The 18,313-nt window shown below is 58.0% G+C and carries 17 protein-coding genes and 1 pseudogene; 10 read left to right on the top strand and 8 right to left on the bottom strand.

Going from position 1 to position 18,313, the window contains the following annotated elements; genetic code table 11:
- The first annotated feature begins 175 nt into the window (after positions 1–175).
- Positions 176–802 carry an HTH-type transcriptional repressor FabR gene (gene fabR / locus OZ656_RS09235; RefSeq protein WP_014421258.1) on the top strand — a complete coding sequence of 209 codons (627 nt, stop codon included), beginning with the start codon at positions 176–178 and terminating at the stop codon, positions 800–802.
- 11 nt (positions 803–813) lie between these two features.
- Here the strand turns inward: fabR and OZ656_RS09230 are convergent, their stop codons facing one another.
- Genes OZ656_RS09230 through tadA form a run of 4 tightly spaced genes read right to left on the bottom strand, consistent with a single transcriptional unit; the run spans position 814 to position 4,092 of the window.
- Positions 814–1,224, bottom strand: a complete 411-nt coding sequence (locus OZ656_RS09230) for an HIT domain-containing protein (RefSeq protein ID WP_199453931.1) — start codon at positions 1,222–1,224, stop codon at positions 814–816.
- Positions 1,225–1,243: 19 nt separating this feature from the next.
- The gene (locus tag OZ656_RS09225; RefSeq protein WP_278350721.1) at positions 1,244–2,590 is read right to left on the bottom strand and encodes a UDP-glucose/GDP-mannose dehydrogenase family protein; all 1,347 of its coding nucleotides are present in this window, start codon (positions 2,588–2,590) and stop codon (positions 1,244–1,246) included.
- A gap of 33 nt (positions 2,591–2,623) precedes the next feature.
- A complete protein-coding gene (gene galE / locus OZ656_RS09220) occupies positions 2,624–3,613 on the bottom strand; it encodes a UDP-glucose 4-epimerase GalE (protein WP_278350722.1) in 990 nt (329 codons plus the stop codon).
- Positions 3,610–4,092 carry a tRNA adenosine(34) deaminase TadA gene (gene tadA, locus OZ656_RS09215; RefSeq protein WP_014421254.1) on the bottom strand — a complete coding sequence of 161 codons (483 nt, stop codon included), beginning with the start codon at positions 4,090–4,092 and terminating at the stop codon, positions 3,610–3,612. Before tadA ends, galE begins: the two co-directional genes overlap by 4 nt.
- A gap of 438 nt (positions 4,093–4,530) precedes the next feature.
- Here tadA and OZ656_RS09210 point away from each other — a divergent pair, with 438 nt between their 5' ends.
- Positions 4,531–5,487, top strand: coding sequence for an arsenic resistance protein (locus OZ656_RS09210; RefSeq protein WP_153740019.1), 957 nt, complete (start codon positions 4,531–4,533; stop codon positions 5,485–5,487).
- Positions 5,488–5,502: 15 nt separating this feature from the next.
- Here the strand turns inward: OZ656_RS09210 and OZ656_RS09205 are convergent.
- Positions 5,503–5,760: pseudogene (locus OZ656_RS09205) on the bottom strand (mercuric reductase); the annotation flags it as partial.
- 106 nt (positions 5,761–5,866) lie between these two features.
- On the opposite strand from OZ656_RS09205, the gene OZ656_RS09200 reads away from it, so the two are divergent.
- From OZ656_RS09200 to OZ656_RS09175, 6 genes are all read left to right on the top strand, one after another.
- Complete coding sequence (locus tag OZ656_RS09200; protein WP_153740020.1) at positions 5,867–6,214, top strand: hypothetical protein; 348 nt, start codon at positions 5,867–5,869, stop codon at positions 6,212–6,214.
- Positions 6,215–6,316: 102 nt separating this feature from the next.
- On the top strand, positions 6,317–7,588 hold the full coding sequence (locus tag OZ656_RS09195; RefSeq protein WP_227548807.1) for a TolC family protein: 1,272 nt from the start codon (positions 6,317–6,319) through the stop codon (positions 7,586–7,588).
- Between the two features lie 23 nt (positions 7,589–7,611).
- The gene (locus OZ656_RS09190; RefSeq protein ID WP_009575228.1) at positions 7,612–8,826 is read left to right on the top strand and encodes an efflux RND transporter periplasmic adaptor subunit; all 1,215 of its coding nucleotides are present in this window, start codon (positions 7,612–7,614) and stop codon (positions 8,824–8,826) included.
- 14 nt (positions 8,827–8,840) lie between these two features.
- Positions 8,841–11,987: an efflux RND transporter permease subunit gene (locus OZ656_RS09185; protein ID WP_044629832.1), complete on the top strand. Its 3,147-nt coding sequence runs from the start codon at positions 8,841–8,843 to the stop codon at positions 11,985–11,987.
- Between the two features lie 80 nt (positions 11,988–12,067).
- On the top strand, positions 12,068–12,262 hold the full coding sequence (locus tag OZ656_RS09180; protein WP_044629833.1) for a DUF6316 family protein: 195 nt from the start codon (positions 12,068–12,070) through the stop codon (positions 12,260–12,262).
- 108 nt (positions 12,263–12,370) lie between these two features.
- On the top strand, positions 12,371–13,279 hold the full coding sequence (locus tag OZ656_RS09175) for a cation diffusion facilitator family transporter (protein WP_042924023.1): 909 nt from the start codon (positions 12,371–12,373) through the stop codon (positions 13,277–13,279).
- A 106-nt stretch (positions 13,280–13,385) separates the two neighbouring features.
- Here the strand turns inward: OZ656_RS09175 and OZ656_RS09170 are convergent, their stop codons facing one another.
- Positions 13,386–14,291 (bottom strand): cation transporter, encoded by a 906-nt coding sequence (locus OZ656_RS09170; protein ID WP_153740021.1) that lies wholly within the window; start codon positions 14,289–14,291, stop codon positions 13,386–13,388.
- 81 nt (positions 14,292–14,372) lie between these two features.
- Between OZ656_RS09170 and cadR the strand changes: the two genes are divergently transcribed.
- Positions 14,373–14,780, top strand: coding sequence for a Cd(II)/Pb(II)-responsive transcriptional regulator (gene cadR, locus OZ656_RS09165; RefSeq protein ID WP_063142036.1), 408 nt, complete (start codon positions 14,373–14,375; stop codon positions 14,778–14,780).
- Between the two features lie 70 nt (positions 14,781–14,850).
- Positions 14,851–15,000, top strand: coding sequence for a hypothetical protein (locus OZ656_RS09160; protein WP_080530605.1), 150 nt, complete (start codon positions 14,851–14,853; stop codon positions 14,998–15,000).
- A gap of 122 nt (positions 15,001–15,122) precedes the next feature.
- Here the strand turns inward: OZ656_RS09160 and guaA are convergent, their stop codons facing one another.
- The gene (gene guaA / locus OZ656_RS09155) at positions 15,123–16,700 is read right to left on the bottom strand and encodes a glutamine-hydrolyzing GMP synthase (RefSeq protein WP_014421253.1); all 1,578 of its coding nucleotides are present in this window, start codon (positions 16,698–16,700) and stop codon (positions 15,123–15,125) included.
- A gap of 65 nt (positions 16,701–16,765) precedes the next feature.
- Positions 16,766–18,229, bottom strand: coding sequence for an IMP dehydrogenase (gene guaB / locus OZ656_RS09150; protein WP_199453938.1), 1,464 nt, complete (start codon positions 18,227–18,229; stop codon positions 16,766–16,768).
- Positions 18,230–18,313: the final 84 nt, after the last annotated feature.

Raw genomic sequence — 18,313 nt, 5'->3', positions numbered from 1 at the left:
GCGTTGAATCAAAGAATTTGGGCGGCTATAGCCGAAAAGCCGCCCATTATAAACACAATGGCTTTGAAAATCAGGCGTCCGGAAACAGAATTGACACCGGATATCCGGCAGCGGGATGACTATCAAAAAACCGGGGGCTAGAATGCATGGTTTGACCGGACCATGGAGTAAGACGTTGGCCACCCGAGCGGAACAGAAACTGAAAACCCGTCGAGCACTGATGGACGCTGCCCTCGCCCAACTGAGCGCAGACCGGGGCTTTGGCAGCCTGAGTTTGCGGGAAGTCGCCCGGGAGGCCGGCATTGCCCCCACATCCTTTTATCGGCACTTCGCCGAGCTGGACGAGCTTGGCCTGGCCCTGGTGGACGAAGGCGGCGTGGCCCTGCGGCAGCTGATGCGCCAGGCCCGTAAACGTATTGCCCGGGACGGCAGTGCGATTTCCACTTCGGTGGACACCTTCATGGAGTACCTGGGTAACAACGCCAACCTGTTCCGCCTGATGCTGAGGGAGCGCACCGGCGTATCCAAGCCTTTCCGGACGGCGGTGAAAGCAGAAATCGACCATTTCGTAACGGAGCTGGCCGACGATCTTGGCCGGTTTGCCGACGAACAGAACAAACCCCTGGCGGAAGCCAGGATTGTCGCCGAAGCAATGGTCACACTGGTCTTCAATCAAGGCGCCGAGGCGCTGGATGCAACCCCGAAAGAGCGAGAAGAACTCAAGCAGAAATTGAAAACCGAGCTGAGAATGATTCTGGTGGGTTCCCAGACCCTGGCCCAGTGGCAGCAGGGTCTGGATTGAGCTACTAAATCTTAGGCAAGTTGCTCAAGTAGCGGCTGCAGCTTTGCTTTCACACTGGCTAGCTGCTCTTCTGTGTAAGGTACAGGAGGCTGCTTGCCCCACACCGGGCCCGGCCAGGCCGGGTCGCCCTGATAGCGGACAATATGATGCAAGTGCAACTGGGGCACCATATTGCCCAGCGCTGCCACATTCATTTTGTCGCCACCGAACAGTTCCATCATCCCCTCACTCAATGCAGAGGACTCGAATAGCAGACGTTGCTGCTGCTCGTTCGGCAACTCATAGATTTCCCGAATGCCTGATACGCGGGGTACCAGGATAACCCAGGGCCAGGTGTTGTCGTTCATCAGCAAGACATCACACAGACGGCTTTCCCCCAGCTTGTGGGTATCTGCCGCCAAACGCTCGTGAAGCTGGAACATCAACACCCCTCCCCGGCCGTCAGACCGCTGAATGGAACTGGTTACGGCCGCGGCCAATGGCGTAGTAGATCAGGCCATGACGATCCAGCATTTCCGGCTCGTACAGGTTGCGACCATCAAACACCACCGGCTCACTCAGGGTTGAGGCAATCACATCAAAGTCCGGTGAGCGGAACTCTTTCCACTCGGTGCAGATCACCAATACGTCAGCACCCTTCAACGCCTGTTCCTTGGTACCGCACAAAGTCAGTCCCTCGTGATCCCCGTAGATGCGCTGGGTTTCCTCCATGGCTTCCGGATCGAAAGCCTGCACCTTCGCACCGGCTTTCCAGAGATCTTCCATCAGGGTGCGGGAAGATGCTTCGCGCATGTCATCTGTGTTGGGCTTGAACGCCAGACCCCAGAGCGCCACGGTCTTGCCCTTCAGATCACCCTGAAAGTAGTGCGAGACCTTGTCGAACAGCACATGCTTCTGGGCATAGTTCACTGCTTCCACCGCGTTCAGCAGCTTGGACTCGTAGTCGCAGTCGCGGGCGGTGCGGGCCAGGGCCTGCACATCTTTCGGGAAGCAGGAACCGCCGTAACCGCAACCCGGGTAAATAAAGTGATAACCGATACGCGGGTCAGAACCGATACCCCGGCGAACTTCTTCAATATCCGCACCCAGCCGCTCGGCCAGGTTTGCCACTTCGTTCATGAAGCTGATCTTGGTAGCCAGCATGGCATTGGCCGCGTACTTGGTCAGCTCAGCAGAACGGATGTCCATGAAGATCATGCGATCGTGGTTACGGTTGAACGGGTAATACACTTCCCGCAACACATCCGCCGCCTTTTCGCTCTCGGTACCGACCACAATCCGGTCCGGCTTCATGAAATCGTTGATGGCAGCACCTTCTTTCAGGAATTCCGGATTGGACACCACATCAAAATCCAGTTCCAACCCCCGCTTGTCCAGCTGGGCACGAACCGCCGCCTTTACTTTGTCGCCAGTCCCGACCGGTACGGTGGACTTGTCCACCACCACCTTGTAATCCTCCATGTGCTGCCCAATGGATTTCGCCACTGCCAGAACATACTGAAGGTCCGCAGAACCATCTTCATCCGGTGGCGTGCCAACGGCGATAAACTGAAGGGTACCGTGCTTGACCGCTTCCTCGGTGTCCGTGGTAAATGCCAGGCGACCTGCCTCAACGGTGTGCTTGACGATGTTGTCCAGGCCTGGCTCGTAAATAGGAATCTGGCCGTTCTTCAGTTTTTCGATCTTGCCCTGGTCCACATCCATGCACAGCACGTGGTGCCCGACATCCGCCAGACAGGCGCCGGTCACAAGGCCGACATAACCGGTTCCGAAAATCGTAATCTTCATGCAACTCTTCCTGAAAATTTAGAATGAAAACTGTCAGTGGCCTGCTTTCTTTTGCTGCCAGATCTTTTCCCAGGCCAGCGCGGTCCGCACGATGGTATTCAGATCATCAAAATCCGGCTGCCAGCCCAGGACACTCTTGATCCGTGTGTTATCGGCCATCAGCGCAGCCGGGTCGCCGGCTCGGCGTCCGGTTTCCTGTACCGGGAAGTCAACACCGGACTCGCTTTTCACCACATCAATCACTTCACGCACAGTGAAGCCACGGCCATAGCCGCAATTAAGCACCTGAGACTCACCGCCTTTGGCCATATAATCCAGCGCCATAACATGGGCCTTGGCCAGATCTTCCACATGGATGTAGTCGCGGACACAGGTGCCGTCACGGGTCTCGTAGTCGGTGCCAAACACGCTCATACCATCTCTCTGCCCGGTCACGCACTCGCAGGCTACCTTGATCAGGTGCGTTGCCTCCGGCGTTGCCTGCCCCAACAAGCCGTCCGGATTGGCACCGGCCACGTTGAAATAGCGCAGGATCACGTAATTCAGACTGCTGGCGGCGGCGAGGTCCATCATCATGCGCTCGCTCATCATTTTCGAGGCACCGTAGGGGTTGATGGGCGCCAGCGGAAGGTCTTCCGTCAGTACGGTTTGTTCGGGCATACCGTAAACCGCTGCGGTGGAGGAAAACACCATGTAGGGAACCTGATAGCGCTCAACCATCTTGAGAAGATTCAGGGTGTTACGGGTGTTATTGCTGTAATACTTGAGGGGGTTGGCAACCGATTCCGGCACCACAATATTGGCGGCAAAATGCAGCACCGCCTCGAATCCGTGTTCGGAGAACACCGCTTCAAGCGCCTGCTCATCGGCGAGATCACCCACCACCAACTCGCCGGCGGTCACGGCCCAGCGATAACCGGTAGACAAGTTATCAAAAACGACAATGTCGTGACCTGCCGCCGCCAGTTGACGCACAACGTGACTGCCAATATACCCGGCGCCACCCGTTACCAATACTTTCATGGAGCTTCGCTTCCCTTCCCTGAGTGTTGTTTGCGACGTTGCCGGATTTCACGGCGACGCCGGCTGAAAAATTCAGATATCACCTGACCACACTGCTCTGCCATCACCCCGGCGGAAACCTCTACCCGCCAGTTCAGGTGCGGCTCTTCCAGGGTTCGCCTGGCTGATTCCACAGCGCCGGCCTTGGGCTCCAGAGCGCCAAATACCAACCGGCTGACACGGCTGTGAACGATCGCGCCGACACACATGGTGCAGGGCTCCAGTGTCACGTACAAGGTGGCACCGGCCAATCGATAATTGCCAACCCGGGCCGCCGCATCCCGTAACGCCCGGATTTCCGCATGGGCCGTAGGGTCACAGCCGGAAATCGGTGCATTGAAGCCCGCACCCACTTCCTTGCCGTCAAGCACAACCACGGCCCCTACCGGCACTTCACCGACAGCATCCGCCTGGCTGGCCAGAGCCAGCGCCCGGGCCATCCACAATTCATCCTCAGAGGCTGTCGTCACCGTCAAACAGCTCCCGGCCGCTTATTCCCACTCTATTATCAATAAGCCATTTTTGTCTTTTATTTTCAACGGCTTATTATACTGATAATCGGTAACACCATGATAAATACCATGCTCAGAAATTCCTTAAAAATAATTTCATTTTTTACTGGCAGCTCCTCTCAACAGGGTCAGAACCAGCCAAACCGGGTAAAAAGCCACCAACCCTGTGGAGACGCCCATCCCCGCTACTGTCAGAAAAAAGGTATAACGCTGACGCTAACCATTTTACCGTATCTCTCCCGACCCAACCTAAAGAGATTTCAGTCCCCCTCGAAGCCTGCCGAAATGCTCAGGGCAAGTGTCGGGAGTTCATTGCGCCCCAATGATACTATCGTGCCCTCGAAAAAACAGCGGGAACAGCCTTAAATGCGCGAACAATTGGAGCGATATCAAGTCTGGCTTTATCTCCTAGCCATCCTGGCCGGCATGACCATCGGCTGGATGTCATCAGAGCAGACCCGTCATTGGGAAGCGCTGCTTTGGCCCGCACTGGGCGTTCTCCTGTACACCACTTTCACTCAGGTACCACTGATACATCTCAGGTCGGCATTTCGTGATCGCCGCTTTCTGGCCGCTTTGCTGACGGGCAATTTTATTCTGATACCAGTGGTCGTTGGTCTTCTATTGTGGCTGTTACCGGATGATCCCGCTATTCGTCTCAGCGTGCTGCTGGTACTGCTGGTACCCTGTACGGACTGGTTTATCAGTTTTACCCATCTCGGTGGCGGGGACGGTGCCCGGGCCATCGCGGCCGCGCCGATCCTCCTGATTGTCCAGCTCATTTTGCTGCCCGTTTACATCTGGCTCTTCATGGGCAATATCGCCATTGAACTGGCGGTTGGCAGCCACTTGTTGCCAGCCTTCTTCGGACTGATTGTCACTCCGCTGATCCTGGCCTGGTTAACCGAACGGCTGACGGAAAAGCACCAGCGAGCGCAAACACTGGTGGACTGGCTTGGGTGTCTGCCCGTGCCATTGCTGGCGCTGGTGGTGTTTCTGATTGCCGGCTCCCAGGTCAGCCTGGTGATCGACAATGGCGCCCTGCTGTGGTCCGCGCTCCTAGTCTTTGTACTTTACCTGGTTGCCGCCGCCATTATCGGCAAGGGGCTCAGCGAACTATTCGGGTTCACACCCACTACCAGCTGCACCCTCACCTTCAGCTTTGGCACCCGAAACTCCTTCGTTATGCTGCCACTGGCCCTGTCACTGCCGGAACCCTGGCGGGCCGCTGTCGTTGTCATTGTTTTCCAATCCCTGGTCGAGTTGTTCGGTATGGTCGCGTATCTGCGCTGGCTGCCGCACCTGATCAGGCATTCCGACTGAGCCGGGAACGCAGCCTTACCCGGCACAACAGGACAATTGAGTCACGTCCTTGGTAAAAGTCTGGGCGCAGTGCTTGAGCCCTTCCACTGTGGTCCGGTAGGGAAACAGCTCTTCAGCCAATTTCTGCACGGTCATATTGGCCCGCATCGCCATGACCGCCGGCATGGCGCGAAGATCGAGCATAGCGTCGCCGCCGGCCATATTGATCCCGGCCCGGCTGCCCCCGGCGGCAGCCACATAGACGAACTGCGGTTGGTCGGTGCAATCGCCCGCCACTCAGGGCAGCGCACTACGGACACACGTAACGCCATGGGAGTCCAGTCCTTTCTATGTGGTTGCCTTTCTGCTAGGCTCACGATCAAATTCCGGGACCACTTGCATGATTAAACGCTGTTTCATAGTCGCAATGACGCTGTTGATTGCTTTGCAGTCAGTGGCATCTATTGCCTATGAAGCACAACCGCACAACCCCGCAATGCCACATTATGATGAGCATTCACACGAATCAGCGGATTTTTCCAGCGAAAATCAGGCAACCAAGTCGTCTCCCGACAGCCCCAGTCATTCAGCGGACCATGGCCATCACAGCCACAGCTGCTTTCACATGGTGTTGCTGGGAACCCTCACAGACATTTCCGGCTTGGCTGCGGGAATAGTACAGTCCGACTACCAAGCCAACTTCACCACCGGGGTTCAATCCTCCCTTTTCCGCCCTCCCGTTTCCTGACCCTGCGAATACCTTCCCCACCCGGGGAACAACTGTCATTTAGACTTTCGTAGGAGCAGCCTCATGCTTTTCAGAATGCCCATGAAAACTGGGCGGCGCGCAATGCCGTCCCACTCTATTATCCATGCCTTTTCCCTTCTAGCGCTGGCATTCGGTGCTGCCCTGGCACACGCCGGGGAGAAACCGCTCACTCTGTCCGAGGCCCTCTCGCGGACCATGGCGCAAAACCCCGGCCTCCAGGTCTTCGATTTTCGCCTTCAGGGCCTTGATGGCCGCCGCATTACGGCAGATCAAAATCCTGCCCTGGAGGCCGGCCTGGAAGTGGAAAACTTCCTCGGCAGCGACAATCTGCGAGGAGTTGACGGGGCAGAGTACACCCTATCCCTGTCATCGGTTCTCGAACTTGGCGGCAAGCGTCAGGCCCGCGTCAGCGTGGTTGACTCACGATACGGGCGCGTCGAGGCCGAGCGCCGGGCCGAGACCCTGGATGTGCTCGGACAGGTGACCCAGCGCTTTGTCGCCACCCTGGCCCTGCAGGAAAAACTCCAACTCGCCGCTGAAGCCGTGGCGCTGGCCGAGGCCACCCACGAGATCGTCACCCGTCGCGCCGACCGCGGCGCGGCGCCCCAGGCCGAAGTCCTGCGCGCCAGGGCCGCGCTCACCCAGAGTCGTATTGAGCAGTCCCATCTGCGAGCCGCCTACGAGAGCCGGAAAATGGCTCTGGCTTCCCTGTGGGGTGATACCAGCCCGGACTTTCAAATGCTGGAAGGCGACCTGTTCCAGTTCGGTTCCTCCGACAACTTCGTTGCTCTGTACCAGCGGGTCAGCGACAGCCCGGCCATTCAAATCTACGCCAGCGAACAGCGTATCCGCGAAGCGGAAATTCAGCTGGCGCGCAGCCAGTCCGAGAGCGACATCCGTTGGCAGGTCGGCATCCGGCGCTTCGAAGAGACGGATGATACGGCCTTGACCGCTGGGCTCTCGGTACCGCTCTTTTCCGGACGGCGCAATCGCGGCGAGGTGCAGGCCGCCCTGGCGGCGCGGGATGAGGTCCGATTCCGCCGGGAGGATACCCTGCTGCGCCTCCATTCGCGCCTGTTCGACGCCTACCACTTGCGGCAACAAAGCATCGAGACTGTTGAGCAGATTCGCAGCCAAATGCTTCCCGACCTGACCGAGGCACTCACTCAGACCCGCGAAGCCTATGAAAACGGCCGCTACAGCTATGTGGAGTGGACCGCCGCACAGCGGGAGCTGCTCTCAGCACGGGAGGCACTGGTCGACGCCGCCACCACGGCGCTGCTCAACCAGGCGTTGATCGAACAACTTACGGCGCAGCCACTCGCGACTGTTCCGGGCGCCCCGACGCGCTAACCCACAAATTCAGGATTCACACCATGCAACTGATAAAACAACTCTGTCTGATTCTGGTGGCCACCTGCCTTGCCATCAGCCCCTTACAAGCTGCCGAGGAACAACACGACGAATCGCAGGCAGAGGCCAGGGGGCCTCACGGCGGCATACTGCTGCAACAGAACGACGCCACCGTCGAACTGCAGATCTTCGAGCAGGGGGTCCCACCGGAATACCGGGCCTGGGTCACCAGGGATGGCCGCGCCGTTACTGATGATATTGACCTCAATGTCCAGCTCACCCGCCTGGGTGGGCAAGTGGACACCTTCGACTTCGCCTACCAGGGGGACTACTGGCTGGGGGATGGCGTGGTGACCGAACCCCACTCCTTCGACGTAGAAGTGAGCCTCGCCATGGACGGCAAGAACTACCGCTGGCACTGGGAATCCCACGAAGGTCGCACCCGGATCGCCCCGGCTATCGCCCGAAAAGCGGGTATCACAACGGCCGCAGCCGGGCCGAGTGCCATCGAGCGCAGCCTCACCACCTACGGCAGCCTGACCACGGCACCGCAGCAGATTGCCCGGATCCGCGCCCGTTTCCCGGGCGTGGTCAGCCAGGTGAAGGTCAATCTGGGCGATCGGGTCGAGCGTGGTGACGTGCTCGCTCAAGTCGAGTCCAACGAAAGCCTGCAAACCTACGCACTGCGAGCGCCCATCGACGGGATCGTCATTGAGCGTCGGATCAGCAACGGAGAAATGACCGGGGAGCAACCCCTATTCGCCATTGCCGATTTGACCACTCTGTGGGCGGAATTCAAGGTCTTCCCCGGCCAACGGGCCGAGGTTGCCATTGGCCAGAAAGTCCGACTGAAGGCTGACGGCATTGACCGGGAAGGCACCATCCGCCACCTGCTGCCGGCACCCGGCAACGCGCCCTACACCCTGGCCCGGGTCGAAGTCGACAATGCCGAGGGACTGCTGACCCCCGGTTTGCTGGTGGCCGGGGATATCGTGGTGGAAACGGTGGAGGCCCCCTTGGTGGTTGACAACCGCGCCCTGCAATCCTTCCGGGACTGGACCGTGGTGTTTATTCAGGTGGATGACACCTACGAGATCCGCCCACTGGAGCTGGGCCGCAGCGACGGCAACCTGACTGAGGTGCTGGGCGGCCTGCAAGCAGGCGATCGCTATGTGGTGGAAAACAGTTATTTGATCAAGGCCGATATCGAAAAATCCGGCGCATCCCACGACCACTAACCCAGGAGGCTTTGATGATAAACGCCATCTTACGCTTCTCGGTAGAGCGGCGGTTTTTAACGTTATCCCTTATTCTGGTGCTGGTCGGCGTGGGCGTGTGGAGTTTTCAGCGCCTGCCCATCGACGCGGTGCCGGATATCACCAATGTCCAGGTACAGATCAACACCGAGGCACCGGGCTATTCGCCCCTGGAGGCAGAGCAACGCATCACCTTCCCGGTGGAAACGGCCTTGTACGGCCTGCCCAACCTGTCCTATACCCGGTCCCTGTCCCGCTACGGCCTGTCCCAGGTCACGGTGGTGTTCGAGGAAGGCACGGACATCTATTTCGCCCGCAACCTGATCAATGAGCGCTTGGGCGCCATCAAGAGCGCGCTGCCACCCGGGCTGGAGCCGGAGATGGGTCCCATCGCCACCGGTCTTGGCGAGATCTTCATGTACACCGTAGAAGCCCTGCCCGGTGCCACTCAAGCGGATGGCAGTCCGCTGGACGCTACGGCACTGCGTGAGATCCAGGACTGGATCATCAAACCCCAGTTGGCCCAGGTGCCCGGCGTGATCGAGGTCAACACCATTGGCGGCTACGACAAGCAGTACCACGTCACGCCGTCGCCCCAACGGTTGCTGGAGTTCGGCATCACGGTGGATGAACTGGTCAGCACCCTGCGGGCCAATAACACCAATCGCGGCGCCGGCTATATCGAACGCAACGGCCAACAGCTGTTGGTGCGCTCGCCCGGGCAGCTGGCCACCATTGGCGATATTGAACAGGTGGTGATTGCCAACCGGGATGGTGTGCCAGTCCGGGTAGCCGATGTAGCTGAAGTGGCCATTGGCAAGGAGCTGCGCACCGGCGCCGCCACCCGCGACGGCAAGGAAACGGTGATGGGCACCGCCATGATGCTGGTGGGGGAAAATTCCCGGGCGGTAGCACAGGCGGTGGCCGAAAAGCTGGAGGCCATTCAGCCCTCCCTGCCCGACGGCGTCAAGGTGGAGGCGGTATACGACCGCACAGCCCTGGTGGACAAGGCGATTGCCACGGTGGAGAAGAACCTGCTTGAAGGGGCACTGCTGGTGATCGTGGTGCTGTTTCTGTTGCTGGGCAACCTGCGCGCCGCCTTGATCACGGCAGCTGTCATTCCGCTTTCGATGCTCGCCACCATCACCGGTATGGTGCGGTCTGGCGTATCCGCCAATTTGATGAGTCTGGGGGCGCTGGATTTCGGCCTGATCGTCGACGGCGCGGTCATCATCGTCGAGAACTGTATCCGGCGCCTGTCCCAGGCCCAGCACCAGGGTCAGTTGGCCCTCAAGGAACGTCTGCAATTGGTGTTCGAGGCCACCAACGAAGTGATTCGTCCCAGCCTGTTTGGTGTCGCCATCATTACTGTGGTGTACCTGCCGATCTTTGCTCTCACCGGGGTCGAGGGCAAGATGTTCCACCCCATGGCGGCCACTGTCGTAATGGCACTGCTGGCGGCCATGGTGCTGTCACTGACCGTGGTGCCCGCCGCTGTTGCGGTCTTTATGGGGGGCAAGATCAGCGAAAAGGAAAGCCCGGTAATCAGCGGTGCTAAATCGCTCTACAGGCCTGCGCTGCGGGTGGCTATGAGGTTCCGCTGGCTGGTGTTGGGCGGCGCGACCACGCTGGTAGCGGTCTGTCTCTGGCTGGCGACCACCCTGGGGTCGGAATTTATTCCACAACTGGATGAAGGGGATATTGCACTCCATGCCCTGCGCATCCCGGGCACCGGGTTGGAGCAGTCCATCGAGATGCAATCGCAGCTGGAAGAACGGCTGAAGGCCTTTGGGGAGGTGGACAAGGTGTTCGCCAAGATCGGCACGCCGGAAGTGGCCACCGACCCCATGCCCCCCAGCGTAGCGGACAACTTTGTTATCTTGAAGCCCCGCAGCCAATGGCCGAACCCAGACAAAACCAAGGATGAACTGGTGGCGGAAATGGCAGCAGCGGTGGAAATGCTTCCCGGCAACAAGTATGAGTTCACCCAGCCCATAGAAATGCGCTTCAACGAACTGATCTCCGGCGTGCGCGCCGACCTCGGCATCAAGGTGTTCGGCGATGACCTGGATCAGCTGCTGGCATCGGCCAACGACGTCCTTGAGGTTGTGGAATCCATGGAGGGCGCCGCCGATGCCCGGGTCGAACAGGTGACCGGCCTGCCCATGCTGTCGGTACACCCCAAGCGCATGGCGCTATCCCGCTACGGGCTGACCGTGGATGATCTCCAGGATCTGGTGGCAGCCGGTGTCGGGGGCGAAAACGCCGGCCTGATTTACGAAGGCGACCGCCGCTTCCAGTTGGTGGTGCGTCTTCCCGAAGACATCCGCCGGGATGTGGACAGCCTCGCGGACCTACCTGTCCCCCTGCCGGACGGTGGCTATGTGCCCCTGTCGGAAGTGGCCGAGCTGGAGCTGGCTCCGGCGCCCAACCAGATCAGCCGGGAAAACGGCAAGCGTCGGGTGGTGGTCACCGCCAACGTGCGGGACCGCGACCTGGGCGGATTTGTCGAGGAAGCACAGGCGCGCATTGCGGACGACGTGGACCTACCCGCCGGATACTGGCTGGATTACGGCGGGACCTTCGAGCAACTGCAGTCCGCCAGTCAGCGGCTTGCCATCGTGGTGCCCGTGACCCTCGCCATCATCCTCGCACTCTTGGTGATGGCCTTCGGCTCCCTCAAAGATGCCTTGATCATCTTCACCGGCGTGCCACTGGCCCTCACCGGCGGGGTTCTGTCCCTGTGGCTGCGAGACATGCCCCTGTCGATCTCGGCGGGTGTTGGCTTTATCGCCCTCTCCGGGGTGGCGGTGTTAAACGGCTTGGTGATGATCGCCTTTATCCGCGATCTGTGGCACGAGCAGGGTGACCTGATGAAGGCCATTGTCGAAGGCGCCCTGATCCGCTTACGGCCGGTATTGATGACCGCCCTGGTAGCAAGCCTCGGCTTTGTACCCATGGCACTCAATACCGGCACCGGTGCCGAAGTACAGCGTCCTCTGGCGACCGTGGTGATCGGCGGGATTATCTCGTCCACCCTGTTGACGTTGTTTGTACTCCCTGTGCTCTATGCGCTGTTGCATGGCAGAAGTGCCAGTAACTCCACGCCCACAGGCGACATTAATCACGACACTGATAGTTAACCAACACTCCATCGTGGGGGGGGAATCTCCCCATGATTTTTTCAATGTTCTTTTATTGCGGTTTATATCCTGGAAAGACTATGAACGATCCACCCAAGCAACGAATAGATGACTTGAAAGAAGCCTCACCCTTTCGAACACATCGCATCCACGCCATCAACAGTGACTGGTATTTTTTAACCCGTGAAGGTCAAAATATCGGGCCATTCCCGAACAAAAAAGCGGCCGAAGACAGCCTTGCGGAACTCCTGAAAACTGTCAAAATGGATGAGTAGCCAATGGCCCAAAATCCACAAAGTCGCCAAGGTACAGGCGACCAGGCACAGAGTAAGCTGAATACAGCAGATGCCTCTTTATAAATAGCCACCAACTAGGTTAACCCAATGAGTCACGACCATGTGCATATACCCCCCGAGACCAAGGATAAACGCGTTGCCATCGCCATCTGGGCGAACGGGATCCTGACCCTGGCTCAGATTGGGGGAGGTATCTTTGCCGGCAGTCTCGCCCTTATCGCGGACGCCTTGCATAACTTCTCTGACATGGCCTCACTCGTCATCGCGTTCGCGGCGCAAAAAATTGCGCGCCGCCAGGCTGACGCAAGGATGACCTTTGGCTACGGACGCATTGAAATCGTTGCAGCTCTCATCAACTACACTACCTTGATCATTATCGGGATCTACCTGGTTTACGAAGGTGGCATGCGGATAATCGATCCTCCAGAGGTAAAGGGCTGGTGGGTCGTCTGGCTTGGTGGTATCGCTCTGGCTGTGGACGCCTTGACAGCGTTGCTCACCTATTCGATGCAGAAAGACAGCGTCAATATCCGTGCACTGTTTCTTCACAATCTGTCGGATGCACTCGCGTCGGTCGCCGTGGTCATTGGCGGGACTCTTATTTTGCTCTACGACATGCGCTGGGTTGATCCTGCCATCACCATCGGTATCGCGGGCTATATTCTCTACCTGGGCCTGACAGAAATCGGCGGCACCATCAGAACACTCATGCTGGGTAGCCCGGTGGACATCGATACCGATGCCGTCATTGTTGCCCTCTCCAACATCGAAGGCGTTATCGACCTTCACCATGTGCATTTTTGGCAGATGGGCGAACACGATGCCTCGCTGGAGGCCCATGTGATTATCGAGGAAAGTGCATGGGATCAGCTTGAGAATATCAAATACAGGATAAAACAGGCTCTGGCGCAGGAATTCAACATACGTCATTCAACACTGGAATTCGAGCACCCGGACCACATGCACAAGGATGCCCACACCTATGGGCACGGTTGACAGAAAATTCTCCATAAGCATCGGCGAGAGCGGCGACTATTTTAATAGGCCGCCCAGGCGCGGAATTTTGCCGGCATGAATCCGAGCAGCGAGAAAGAGCCAGAGACTAATAGCGCAGTTGCAGAATACGCCGGGCGCCATTCAGCACAATCAGCCCGATGATCAGACCAATGACCAGGTCGGGATGACGGGAGCCCGTCCAGGCGACCAATACACCGGCGACGATAACCCCCACATTGGCGATGACATCATTAGCCGAAAAGATCCAACTTGCTTTCATGTGTGCGCCGCCGTGCCGGTTTCTTGCGATAAGCACCAGACACCAGACGTTGGCCGCCAGGGCCACAAGACCAAAACCCATCATTAACGCGGATACAGGTTCGCTGCCGAAGACAAATCGCCGCCCGACTTCAGCCAGGACTCCCAGCGCCAGAATCAACTGAAGCCAACCGGAAAAATGCGCAGCGCGCAGCTTCATCCGTACACTGTGTCCAACGGCATACAGTGCCACGCCATAGACGGCGGCATCAGCAAACATGTCCAAAGAATCCGCGATCAAGCCAGTGGATTGCGCCAGCCAGCCTACTGTCAGTTCAACCACGAACATAACGCCGTTGATGGCCAGCAACCACTTCAGTATACCGGCTTCGACCTGGGCGGTTGCCTCTTCCTTCTCCCTGGCCAGGACTAGATCCCCTTCCCCCACCGGGGTGGTTTTTTCCAGCGTGGCACCCAGCCCCAGGGAGCGCATCCTCTCCTCGATGGCAGCCCCATTGTCGCCATGGAATACCCGCACCTTCCGATTCGGTGTATCGAACTCCAGTAAAACGCGGGGCTCAATACTGTCCAGAGCCATGCGGATCATCCCCTCTTCCGACGGGCAGTCCATTTTTGGTACCCGGTAGTCACTGACATAGCCATGCTGCAAAGCTACGTCAGTATTCGCTATCCCAGAGGTGGGGGCACTGGCAATCTTGTTGCTCTGACAGTTGTCATTGCACGGGTCAGACATCGAATAAAGCCCTTGTGGATGTACAGACAGCCACTATAAACTCTATAACAACTATAGAGTCAATCGGAATATTGAGAGATGATGAAAATCGGCGAACTGTCGAAAGTGACTGGCTGCTCCGTGCAAACCATCCGGCATTATGAAAAGGAACATTTGATTGCCTCTGTAGAACGCAGTGAAGGCAATTTTCGCCTGTACGATGAAGCTGCCGTTGAGCATTTGCTGTTCATCAAGCACTGCCGCAGCCTGGATCTCAGTTTGCCGGAGATCCGGCAGTTGTTGGCTTTAAACCGGTCACCCGGTGCGCAATGTGATGATGTGAATCGGATGATGGATAGGCATATCGAGCAGGTGGAGGCGCGTATCCAGGAACTAACCAAACTGAACGAGCAACTGAGAATGCTGCGCCGCAGCTGTTCAAACCGTCGGACAGTCGAGCAATGCGGCATATTGCGGAATTTGTCGGCTACTCCGGTTTCGAGCGGCTGACACCCGGTTCCAAAAACTCTCCTGAACGTTCTGTAACAGGGGCATTTTTCCAGCGTAGGCGCCGACCGCAATGGTGAGAGAAGAACTGCACAGCGGAAAACCGGTCAGTCTGTTGAATGACTGGTTTACCACCTATGACGGCTATTACCTGTATTACCCGAGTCGCCGTCAATCATCCCCGCTGTTTCGCTTGCTGGTGGATGCACTGAGGTTCAAATAGAAAAACCGGGTAATTCCAGGTAATTAATCAAAGTCCAAAAACAAACAACCCGGCAATGGCGCCGGGTTGAATGAACGCCTGTCATTGACAGACGGTTACCAGAGAGTGCCCGTCGTTGCCGGCTACTCCCACTCAATGGTTGCAGGCGGCTTGGAAGAGATGTCGTAGGTTACCCGCGAAACACCGGAGATTTCGTTGATAATCCGGTTTGACACGGTTTCGAGCAATTCATACGGCAGGCGCGCCCAGCGAGCCGTCATGAAGTCGACGGTTTCAACCGCGCGAATAGCGATGACATATTCATAGCGACGGGCATCACCCACTACACCCACTGATTTCACCGGCAGGAAGACGGCAAACGCCTGGCTGGTCTTGTGGTACAGATCAGCACGGTGCAACTCTTCCAGGAAGATCGCGTCGGCACGGCGGAGGATGTCCGCGTACTCTTTCTTGACCTCGCCGAGGATACGAACGCCCAGCCCCGGCCCCGGGAACGGATGGCGATACACCATGTCGTATGGCAGACCCAGCTCAAGGCCGATCCGGCGCACTTCGTCTTTAAACAGCTCGCGCAGCGGCTCTACCAGCTTCATCTTCATGGTTTCCGGCAAGCCACCCACATTATGGTGGGATTTGATGACGTGAGCTTTACCGGTTTTGGACGCCGCAGATTCGATTACGTCCGGGTAAATGGTGCCCTGGGCCAGCCAGTTCACATCTTTGATGTTGGCCGCTTCGTCGTCGAACACGTCAATGAAGGTGTTACCGATGATCTTGCGCTTCTGCTCCGGGTCGTTCACACCCTTGAGCTTGGACAGGAACAGATCTTCGGCGTCAACCCGGATAACCTTCACGCCCATGTTACTGGCAAACATGTCCATCACCTGATCGCCTTCGTGCAGACGCAGCAGGCCGTTGTCCACGAACACGCAGGTAAGCTGGTCACCGATGGCTTTATGCAACAAAGCCGCCGTAACCGAAGAATCCACCCCACCGGACAGGCCCAGCAACACTTTGTCGCTGCCGACCTGCTCCCGGATCTGCCGAACCGCGTCATCCACGATTTTCGCCGGCGTCCAGAGCGCTTCGCAGCCACAGATGGTCATCACGAAGTGTTCCAGAATTCGCTTGCCTTGCAGCGTATGCGTCACTTCCGGATGGAACTGGACACCGAACAAGCCGCGGCTCAGATCCTGCATGGCTGCAATCGGCGCACTTTCAGTGGAAGCCAGCAGTTCAAAACCTTCAGGCATGGCCACCACTTTGTCACCGTGGCTCATCCACACATCCAGCAGAGATTCACCGGCCGGCGTCAGATGGTCTGTAATGTCCGCAAGAAGTGGACCCTTGGCACGCACTTTCACCTGGGCGTAACCGAACTCCCGCTTCTCGGAACTGGCCACCCGACCACCGAGCTGCTCAGCCATGGTCTGCATGCCGTAGCAGATACCCAGGACCGGGATGCCCCGATCAAACAGACCTTCCGGCGCGCGCGGGCCACCCAGCTGGGTTACCGATTCGGGGCCGCCCGCCAGAATAATCCCCTTGGGATTGAACTCGTTGAGCTCGTCATCGGTGATATCGAATGCCTTGATCTCGCAGTAAACGCCGATTTCGCGAACGCGACGGGCGATCAACTGGGTGTACTGGGAACCGAAATCGAGAATCAGGATACGGTGGTCGTGAATGTTCTGGGCCATGGAGTCCTCGGGCTGTAAAGAAACAACGCGGCCCGGAAACCGGGCCGCGTCTGATCAGGCAAAGATTAACCGATTCGGTAGTTGGGCGCTTCTTTGGTGATGGTCACATCGTGAACGTGACTCTCACGCATACCGGCATTGGTAATGCGAACAAACTCGGGCTTGGTACGCATTTCGTCCATAGTGGCGCTACCGGTGTAGCCCATGGAGGCCCTGATACCGCCAACCAGTTGATGCACGATATTGCGCATCGGGCCTTTACAGGCCACACGGCCTTCAATGCCCTCCGGCACCAGTTTCTCGATGCCTTTGCTGGCATCCTGGAAATAACGGTCGCTGGAACCCTGGCCCATCGCGCCGATAGAGCCCATGCCACGGTACGCCTTGTAGCTGCGGCCCTGGAACAGTTCGACTTCACCCGGAGCCTCATCGGTGCCTGCCAGCAGGCTGCCGATCATGACGCAGTGAGCGCCAGCAGCAATGGCCTTGGCGATGTCTCCGGAGAAGCGGATACCGCCGTCTGCAATCAGTGGCACACCGCGGTCCTTCAGGGCAGCGGCGACATTGGAAACCGCAGAAATCTGGGGCACACCAATGCCGGCGACGATCCGGGTGGTACAGATGGAACCGGGGCCGATACCTACCTTCACAGCGTCAGCGCCAGCTTCGGCCAGCGCGATGGCAGCATCACTGGTGGCGATATTACCGCCAATGACCTGAACATCCGGGTAGTTTTGTTTCACCCAGCGAACCCGATCGATCACGCCCCTGGAATGGCCATGGGCGGTATCAACCACAATCACATCCACGCCGGCTTCTGCCAGTGCGGCAACGCGAGCTTCGGTGTCGCCGCCAGTGCTGACCGCGGCACCAACTCGCAGGCGCCCCTGCTCGTCTTTGCACGCTAGCGGGTAGTCCTTGGCTTTCTGGATGTCTTTTACCGTGATCAGGCCACGGAGCTGGAATTGGTCGTTTACCACCAGAACTTTCTCGATGCGGTGGCGATGCAGAAGCTCTTTTACCTCGTCCAGATCGGCGCCTTCCTTGACGGTAACGAGCTTGTCCTTGGGCGTCATGATGTCCCGCACCGGAGTATCCATGCGGCTTTCGAAACGGATATCACGGCCGGTCACGATACCGACAAGGTCATTGCCATCCACAACCGGGAGGCCTGAGATATTGTTGGCCATGGTGATATCGACCAGCTCGCGCACGGTGGTCTCGGGAGATACGGTGATCGGATCCTTGACCACGCCACTTTCGAACTTCTTGACCTTGCGGACAGCAGCCGCCTGCTGCTCCACCGTCATGTTCTTGTGCATGATACCGATACCGCCTTCCTGGGCCATGGCAATGGCCAGCTCCGCCTCGGTTACCGTATCCATGGCCGCCGACACCAGCGGAATATTCAGGGTAATACCCTTGGTCAGCTGGGTTTTCAGGTCGACCTGGTGAGGGAGAACTTCAGAATATCCGGGCACGAGCAGAACGTCGTCAAACGTGAGGGCTTCTTCGGCAATACGCAGCATTGGGATCCGCCTTTTGAACATGCTAAGTTGGGAATTTCCGTGCCGCACCCGCGGCGGTGCGACAAAGCAAAATCCTTAATCGAT

It is taken from the genome of Marinobacter sp. LM1 (assembly GCF_042763285.1).
GTDB lineage: Bacteria > Pseudomonadota > Gammaproteobacteria > Pseudomonadales > Oleiphilaceae > Marinobacter > Marinobacter nauticus.
The sequence above is the reverse complement of the archived record's forward strand: the minus strand, read 5'-3'. Positions and strand labels throughout refer to the sequence as shown.

Bases quoted from the DNA above. Each gene is read 5' to 3' on its own strand.
- OZ656_RS09210 (WP_153740019.1), top strand. From the start codon at position 4,531: ATGCGCGAACAATTGGAGCGATATCAAGTCTGGCTTTATCTCCTAGCC.
- OZ656_RS09175 (WP_042924023.1), top strand. From the start codon at position 12,371: ATGAGTCACGACCATGTGCATATACCCCCCGAGACCAAGGATAAACGC.
- OZ656_RS09200 (WP_153740020.1), top strand. From the start codon at position 5,867: ATGATTAAACGCTGTTTCATAGTCGCAATGACGCTGTTGATTGCTTTG.
- guaA (WP_014421253.1), bottom strand. From the start codon at position 16,700: ATGGCCCAGAACATTCACGACCACCGTATCCTGATTCTCGATTTCGGT.
- OZ656_RS09230 (WP_199453931.1), bottom strand. From the start codon at position 1,224: ATGTTCCAGCTTCACGAGCGTTTGGCGGCAGATACCCACAAGCTGGGG.
- OZ656_RS09185 (WP_044629832.1), top strand. From the start codon at position 8,841: ATGATAAACGCCATCTTACGCTTCTCGGTAGAGCGGCGGTTTTTAACG.
- guaB (WP_199453938.1), bottom strand. From the start codon at position 18,229: ATGCTGCGTATTGCCGAAGAAGCCCTCACGTTTGACGACGTTCTGCTC.
- OZ656_RS09180 (WP_044629833.1), top strand. From the start codon at position 12,068: ATGAACGATCCACCCAAGCAACGAATAGATGACTTGAAAGAAGCCTCA.
- OZ656_RS09190 (WP_009575228.1), top strand. From the start codon at position 7,612: ATGCAACTGATAAAACAACTCTGTCTGATTCTGGTGGCCACCTGCCTT.
- OZ656_RS09225 (WP_278350721.1), bottom strand. From the start codon at position 2,590: ATGAAGATTACGATTTTCGGAACCGGTTATGTCGGCCTTGTGACCGGC.
- tadA (WP_014421254.1), bottom strand. From the start codon at position 4,092: ATGGCCCGGGCGCTGGCTCTGGCCAGCCAGGCGGATGCTGTCGGTGAA.
- OZ656_RS09170 (WP_153740021.1), bottom strand. From the start codon at position 14,291: ATGTCTGACCCGTGCAATGACAACTGTCAGAGCAACAAGATTGCCAGT.
- OZ656_RS09160 (WP_080530605.1), top strand. From the start codon at position 14,851: ATGGTGAGAGAAGAACTGCACAGCGGAAAACCGGTCAGTCTGTTGAAT.
- galE (WP_278350722.1), bottom strand. From the start codon at position 3,613: ATGAAAGTATTGGTAACGGGTGGCGCCGGGTATATTGGCAGTCACGTT.
- OZ656_RS09195 (WP_227548807.1), top strand. From the start codon at position 6,317: ATGCCGTCCCACTCTATTATCCATGCCTTTTCCCTTCTAGCGCTGGCA.
- cadR (WP_063142036.1), top strand. From the start codon at position 14,373: ATGAAAATCGGCGAACTGTCGAAAGTGACTGGCTGCTCCGTGCAAACC.